This window comes from Pseudoalteromonas sp. NZS100 (assembly GCF_015864815.1).
GTDB classification, from domain to species: domain Bacteria; phylum Pseudomonadota; class Gammaproteobacteria; order Enterobacterales; family Alteromonadaceae; genus Pseudoalteromonas; species Pseudoalteromonas distincta.
Genome location: NZ_JADYWM010000039.1, coordinates 1 through 6,265, shown reverse-complemented (window position 1 = coordinate 6,265; position 6,265 = coordinate 1). Strand labels below are relative to the sequence as shown.

Annotated in this window: 4 protein-coding genes; all 4 read left to right on the top strand. The window is 39.2% G+C overall.

The window, feature by feature from the left end:
- A partial coding sequence (locus tag I6E69_RS20740; RefSeq protein ID WP_231619841.1) for a hypothetical protein occupies nt 1-232 on the top strand: 232 nt, incomplete at its 5' end.
- 83 nt (nt 233-315) lie between these two features.
- On the top strand, nt 316-1,533 hold the full coding sequence (locus I6E69_RS20310; RefSeq protein ID WP_008468875.1) for a TolC family protein: 1,218 nt from the start codon (nt 316-318) through the stop codon (nt 1,531-1,533).
- A 64-nt stretch (nt 1,534-1,597) separates the two neighbouring features.
- Nucleotides 1,598-2,854, top strand: coding sequence for an efflux RND transporter periplasmic adaptor subunit (locus I6E69_RS20305; protein ID WP_002962258.1), 1,257 nt, complete (start codon nt 1,598-1,600; stop codon nt 2,852-2,854).
- An 11-nt stretch (nt 2,855-2,865) separates the two neighbouring features.
- The gene (locus I6E69_RS20300; RefSeq protein WP_004588883.1) at nt 2,866-6,066 is read left to right on the top strand and encodes an efflux RND transporter permease subunit; all 3,201 of its coding nucleotides are present in this window, start codon (nt 2,866-2,868) and stop codon (nt 6,064-6,066) included.
- Nucleotides 6,067-6,265: the final 199 nt, after the last annotated feature.

The window sequence follows — 6,265 nt, the reverse complement described above, 5'->3', positions numbered from 1 at the left end:
TCAACATGATCATGCAGATGATCGAAATGTCTCAAATGATAATGTAGGTGATGAGCAGCATAATGAAAAAGATTGTCATCACTGCGGTCATTGCAGTGGCAGCCACTTATCTTGGATTTTAGTCAGTAATTCAAATACCACGGGCAAACTAAACATTATCAATAAAACGCCTTATCAAATTGATCAAACAAGTACCTTTCTTGAAGCGATACTTCGTCCGCCCATTTCTTAATTAGATTAATTTTTAATGACCTATTTATCCTTTAATAATGGATAAAGGTTTCGTGTTTATTAATTTTAAAATTAAGAATTTTTATGTATATATATTTAAAAAATGCAGGTTTAGTCCTGTCTTTATGTATGGCTGTGAGTTTTTCAGTTGCCACTTATGCCAAACAGAAAAGTATTTCATGGCTAGATAGTCAAATAAATAAAGATCCCGAAGTTGTTGCGGCTAAAGAGTTACTTAATGCAAGTAATCATAGAGCCAAGAGCTTAACTAAAGCCGTATATAACCCAGAGCTTGAAGCAAGCTATGAAAAAGAGGGTGATTTTGATAATTATTCTATTGGTATCAGTCAAACGATTGATTTTTGGGATAAGCAATCAGCAAATAAAAGCATTGGTGAAATTGGTGTTTATGCAAACCAGCAACAATTGTTATCTCTACTCGATTCTAAAAAGGCTAACGCTTTAACTGCAATAGTTAATTGGCAAGCAGCAAAAAAGGTGGCTCAGTTACTTTCAGTAAGAGAAAATCAATTACAAACGCTCGTTGGAATTATTGAAGATAAGCGAAAAGCAGGACTTTTAGAGCCACTTGACGCTGAACTGGTTTATTTAAACTTGTCCCAAGTTTTCAGTGAAATATCTGAGTCGCAAATTGCTTTGAAAAATGCAGAGGTAAATGTTCAGGAGTTATTGCCTGATTGGACGCCTAATACTACCAATTTGTTTTCATTTACTTTTGGAGCAACAAACTATTCATTTAACTCTCAGTGGGTTGAGGAACATCCAAAAGTTAAACTCGCTAGAGCGCAATGGAAGATAAAACAATCTAAAGCTCAACTAACCACTATGGAATCTAAAGCCAATCCAACCATTGGAGTTAACGCAGGGAAAAGTGGAGATGAAGACTTGATTGGCGTGACTTTCTCAATGCCTTTAAATATCAGAAATAACTATTCAGATACTGTTAAAGCCGCTTATTCAGAAGCAATTGCAGCAGAGGCTAACTTTCGGTCGGTTTATCGAAAGCAGTCATTTGAAGCAAAAGCTAATTATGAATCGCTTATTGTCAGTAAAAAATATTATGAGCAATGGCAAAAACTGACAAAAGGCAGATTAGATAGCAGCGAAAACTTATTAAATAAGCGCTGGGAAGCTGGTGACATTAATACTTCTGACTACTTACTTGCATTAAATCAACGTGCGGAAGGGCTTCATGCAGGAATACGTTTGGAAAATCAATTCAAGCTTGCAGAAATATCCTTCATTTTAAGTATGGGTCAGTTATCCAAATTTGAGATTTGAGCGCTTTGTTTTTTCAGTAGCGAAAAACGAAATCTTAAATTTATTAAAAATATAGGTTACAAAAATGAATACAGTAATTAGTAAAAAATTTTTAGCCGTAGTAATTAGCTGCCTGTTAGTTGGGTTTACTACAAATCATGATGCTTTTGCACAGTCGTCAGATGGAACTGGTTCTGTCACAAACGTTTCGAAACAAGAAGAAAAAGAACATCAAGATGAGCATGAACACGAAAAGGGACATGAAGAAGATAAAGGTGACCATGACGAGCACGGCCATGAAGGTGGTAATAAAGAGGGAGAAGAAGGACATGAAGAAGGTATCACTATTGATCCAAAGAAGATGTCGCTTGCTAACATTAAAGTGGAAAGTGTTAAGCCTGAATATCAATTTAGCTCCGTATATGCACCTGGCGAAATAAAAGCTAATGGCTATAAAAGTTATGTGGTATCACCACGTACAGAGTCAGTCATTATCAGTCGCCATGCAGCGCTTGGCGAGTATGTAGAAATAGGTCAGAAGTTAGTTACATTATTTAGTGAAGCAATGGCACAAGCACAAGCTGACTATTTAATCGCTTCAACCGAATGGCAACGTGTAAAAAAGCTGGGTAATAAGACGGTGAGTGAAAGTCGATTATTACAAGCTGAAACAACATACAATGCGAGCTATGGCAAGCTCATTGCTTTAGGGTTAACTGAAAAAGCAATAAATGGTATTTCTAACAAAGACATTAAAGCATTTGGACAATATGCATTAACGGCGCACCGTGAAGGTGTCGTGCTTCAAGACGACTTTATCCAAGGGCAACGTGTTGATGCTGGGGATTCAGTCATGTTGTTAGCTGATGAAAAACAACTATGGGTTGAAGCAAAAGTTTCTCCAAATAAAAAGCTAAATTTATCAATTGATTCTCCTGCGGTACTTAAATTAGAAGGCCAGAGTTACAATGCCAAAGTTATCCAAGAAGCCCATACAATTGATCCCGTAACTCGTACAAGAATTATTAGATTGGGGGTACAGAATGCTGATGATAACCTTCATTCAGGTATGTTTGTAAAAGTTTACTTTCAGTTTGCCACAAAGCAGAAAGTGATGGCTGTGCCAGAAGAAGCATTGATCCGCAGCGCAGATGGTGATTGGACCGTATTTGTCGAAGACCACCCTGGAGAATTTAAAGCTGTAGAAGTAGAACTAGGCCGAGCCTTAGGTGATTTTAGGGAAATCATTGGCCTTGATAGTGGGACGCGAATTGTAACCAAAGGCGCATTTTTTGTTGCTTCTGAAATCGCTAAAGGCGGATTTGATCCGCATAACCACTAAGGAGCAAGACTATGTTTAATAAAATAATAGATTGGTCTGTTAATAATAGACTCCTGATTTTGATTGCGCTGTTTGCCACAATTGTCGGCGCAATTATGGTTATACCAAAACTAAATTTAGATGCCTTTCCTGATGTTACTAATGTTCAAGTTGCTGTAAATACTGAAGCGCCAGGACTAGCTGCTGAAGAAGTTGAACAACTCATTACGTACCCCATTGAAGCGGTCATGTATGCCTTACCTGATGTAGAACAAGTGCGCTCAATTTCTAAAACAGGCTTGTCTGGCGTCACGGTTGTTTTCAAAGAAGGCACCGACATTTACTTTGCAAGACAACTTGTATTTGAGCGTCTTCAAGCCGCAAAAGAACTGATACCAGAAGGTGTCGGCACACCCGAAATGGGGCCAAACACCTCAGGGCTAGGCCAAGTATTTCAGTACCTTCTTATTTCAGATAAAGATGCAGGCTATGATGCTATGGCACTCAGGAGTCTCAATGATTGGGTAGTAAAATTACTCGTTATGCCTGTCGATGGTGTTACTGATGTACTCTCCTTTGGAGGTATTGTTAGGCAGTACCAAGTAAATGTAGATCCATCTAAGCTTCTTTCTTATAACCTAACGCAAGAAGACGTTGTTGGTGCCCTAGATAACAACAATGCCAATGTTGGCGGATGGTATATGAACCGTGGGCAAGAGCAGCTTGTTATTAGAGGTGCAGGTTGGTTTGAAAGTGGTGACGCTGGTATTAGTAATATCAAACAAGTTCCCGTCAAAACAGTTGATGGGACAGTTGTGACGGTTTCGGATATTGCTAAAGTTGAAATGGGCAGTGAAATTCGTCAAGGTGCTGTCACAATGACGCGCAAAACCGAAGACGGTAAAGTCGAAAATTTAGGTGAAGTTGTCTCTGGCATTGTCTTAAAACGCATGGGGTCTAATACTAAAGCCACCATTGATGGTATCAATGCAAGAATCCCATTGATTAATCAAGCATTGCCTAAAGGTGTTCGCTTTGAACCATTTTATGATCAGGCTGATTTGATTGAAAAAGCCGTTGATACAGTAGTTGATGCACTATTACTAGCATTTATTTTCATCTGTATTGTATTAGCACTATTTTTAATGAATATACGTGCAACCTTCCTTGTCCTAATATCTATTCCAATTTCAATTGGTATCGCGTTAATGATCATGGCTTGGTGGGGCATTTCTGCAAACCTTATGTCATTGGGTGGCATTGCCGTAGCCATTGGTATGCTAGTTGATGGTTCAGTCGTGATGGTTGAAAACATGTTTAAGCATTTAAATAGACCAGACTCTACCCATTTAAAAACTGTAAAAGAAAGAGTGCCTAGTGCTGATACTGATCCACATGATGTAGAACAAGATGAGCATGGTATTAAGTTACGTCTTCAAAATGCGGGTAAAGAAGTGGCTCGTCCCGTATTTTTTGCAGCTTCTATTATTTTAGTCGTATTTACGCCTTTATTTAGCTTTGAAGGTGTTGAGGCAAAGTTATTTCAACCTATGGCAATAAGCATCATTTTAGCTGTTATATCTGCTATTGTGGTTGCGTTGTTTGTTGTACCCGCTTTAGCTACTTATTTATTTAAGTCAGGTGTAAAAGAGAGGGAAAGCTTTGTTCTTAGGCCATTAGACAAACTCTACAGAAAAGGGCTTACATTCGCACTAAAACGCACCAAATTAGTCATTTCAGCCGCACTTATATTAGTTTTCTCTGCCTTTGCATTAGTTCCATTAATTGGTACTGAATTTGTACCTGAGTTAGAAGAAGGGACGATAAACTTAAGAGCAACGCTTGCACCTTCTTCCAGTTTAGATACCGCGCTCACTGTGGCACCAATTCTAGAAGAAAAACTAATGGCTTTCCCTGAAGTAACCTATGCATTAAGCCGAATTGGTCGAGCAGAAATAGGTGGAGACCCAGAGCCTGTGAATAACATCGAAATTTACATAGGGTTGAAGCCTGTTTCTGAGTGGACCAGTGCATCTAATCGATATGAACTTCAAGGAAAAATGGAGAGATCTTTAGAAGAATTCCCTGGGTTGCTACTCAACTTTTCTCAACCTATTGCGACTCGTGTCGATGAGCTACTATCTGGTGTTAAGGCTCAGTTGGCGATAAAGTTGTTTGGGCCTGAACTTGAGGTACTGGCGGCTAAAGGTCAAGAAATAGAAACAGCAATTAAAAACATTGAAGGTGCAAGGGATGTTGCATTGGAGCAAATTGCTGGTGAAGCGCAATTGGTGATAAGTCCTAACAGGCAAGAACTATCACGCTTTGGATTGTCTGTGAGTGACATAATGGAGGTTGTGCGTGATGGTATTGGTGGTGTTGAAGCCGGACAAATAATCAATGGTAATGAACGTTATGATATTTACGTTCGCATAGAGGAAGAGTACCGAAGTAACAAAGAAGCTATTGCTGATATTCGGCTTCAATCACCTACTGGTGCTTGGGTGCGGCTGGGTGACGTAGCCTCAGTCTCATTTGAGTCAGGCCCACCACAAGTTAGACGCGATGATGTACAACGAAGAGTCGTTATCCAAGCAAATGTACAAAATCGAGATATGGGAAGCGTGGTTGCCGATATCAGAACGGTAATTGCTGAAAAGGTTGACTTACCTTCAGGTTATTCTGTTTCGATTGGCGGCCAGTTCGAAAGTCAAAAACGTGCTCAAAATAGGTTAGCTATAGTTGTACCTTTATCGTTAGCACTAATCGCACTACTACTTTACTTTGCCTTTGGTTCTGTTGGTCAAGCTATGCTGATATTGGTCAACGTGCCGCTTGCTGTAATTGGCGGAGTTTTCTCCTTATATTTATCTGGACAATACTTGTCTGTACCAAGCTCCGTTGGCTTTATTACCTTATTTGGTGTAGCGGTATTGAATGGGGTCGTTATGGTAGAAAGTATCAACCAACGTATTAAAGACGGTCTAGAAGCATCTAAAGCCGTTTTTGAAGGCGCTACTTCAAGATTAAGACCTGTACTTATGACTGCTATAACATCAGCTTTAGGTTTGATACCGATGTTAATGTCTAATGGTGTTGGTGCAGAAATACAGCGCCCATTAGCGAGTGTTATTGTTGGCGGCTTGGTAACTGCAACACTGTTAACATTATTTGTTTTACCTGTTTTATATCGCTGGTTTTCAGAGAAAAAAATAAAAGAGCTATCCAGATAAAATTACTGTGAACTCTAACCCCACGCTAAAGTCACGTTTAGCGTGGGGTTATTGAGTAGATGAACGAAAAGAAAGATTAGATTTAACAATAAACTAATAGTCATGACTGCTTTGTCGGAATATTTGTCGTTAAACAGGCCAAAGCTAACTTCCGCTTTCGTATCTTTGCAGTCTTAATCTCTATGTGTCTCAAGGTCGG